This is a genomic window from Hydrogenophaga sp., from assembly GCF_051007235.1.
Taxonomy (GTDB): Bacteria; Pseudomonadota; Gammaproteobacteria; order Burkholderiales; family Burkholderiaceae_C; genus Hydrogenophaga.
The window spans coordinates 1-1,353 of record NZ_JBPCSJ010000154.1; the positions used below are offsets into that span (position 1 = coordinate 1).

The 1,353-nt window shown below is 64.7% G+C and carries 2 protein-coding genes; both read left to right on the top strand.

The window, feature by feature from the left end:
- On the top strand, positions 1-306 hold a 306-nt coding region (locus ACR2JA_RS05670), incomplete at its 5' end, for a peptide chain release factor-like protein (RefSeq protein WP_434008136.1).
- A 114-nt stretch (positions 307-420) separates the two neighbouring features.
- On the top strand, positions 421-1,353 hold a 933-nt coding region (locus ACR2JA_RS05675; protein WP_434008137.1), incomplete at its 3' end, for a M1 family aminopeptidase.

Sequence of the window (1,353 nt, forward strand, 5' to 3'; positions counted from 1 at the left end):
CACATCCCGACCGGCATCGTCGTGCAGTGCCAGGACGGCCGCAGCCAGCACAGCAACCGCGACGTGGCCTGGCAGCGCCTGCGCTCGCGCCTGTACGACCACGAGATGCGCAAACGCATGGAAGAGCAGCAAAAGCTGGAAGACACCAAGACCGACGTGGGCTGGGGTCACCAGATCCGCAGCTACGTGCTGGACAACAGCCGCATCAAGGACCTGCGCACCAACGTCGAAATCTCGTCCACCCAGAAGGTGCTCGACGGCGATCTCGACCCGTTCATCGAAGCCTCGCTCAAGCAAGGCGTCTAGTCATGCTGCCCCCACGCTCCGCCGCTTTGCGGGTCGCTGCCCCCCAAGGGGGCTACACCGCCTTGGGGCGGCCCGGCGGCGGCGTTTTCACTTCAAGGAATTTGCATGTCTGCTATGCGTGAAGGCCCCACCACCGTGGTGCGCCGCGAGGACTACACCGCGCCCGCCTACTGGATCGACACCGTCGATCTGAGCTTCGACCTCGACCCGGCCAAGACCCGTGTGCTCAACCGCATGCGCCTGCGCCGCAACCCGGACGTGCCGGCCCAGGCACTGCGCCTGGACGGCGAAGACCTGAACCTGGCCCGCGTGCTGGTCAACGGCGGCGGCTGCTCGTTCAAGATGGACGGCCAGACCCTGGTGCTGGAGAACCTGCCGGAAGGCGCCGAGCCCTTCGACCTGGAAATCTTCACCACCTGCGTGCCCGAGAAGAACACCCAGCTCATGGGCCTGTACGTGAGCCAGGGCACCTTCTTCACGCAATGCGAGGCTGAAGGTTTCCGCCGCATCACCTATTTCCTGGACCGTCCGGACGTGATGGCCAGCTACAGCGTCACGCTGCGCGCCGACAAGGCCAAGTACCCGGTGCTGCTGTCCAACGGCAACCTGGTCGATCAGGGTGAACTGGAGGGCGGCCGCCACTTCGCCAAGTGGGTCGACCCGCACAAGAAGCCGTGTTACCTGTTCGCCCTGGTGGCCGGCCAGCTGGTGGCGCGCGAGCAGCGCATCGTCGCCCGCAATGGCAAGGAACACCTGCTGCAGGTCTATGTGCGCCCCGGCGACATGGACAAGACCGAACACGCCATGAACTCGCTGATCCACAGCGTGATCTGGGACGAAGCCCGCTTCGGCCTGCCGCTGGATCTGGAGCGCTTCATGATCGTCGCCACCAGCGACTTCAACATGGGCGCGATGGAGAACAAGGGCCTGAACATCTTCAACACCAAGTACGTGCTGGCCAGCCCCGCCACCGCGACCGACACCGACTTCGCCAACATCGAATCGGTGGTCGGTCACGAGTACTTCCACAACTGGACAGGCAACCGC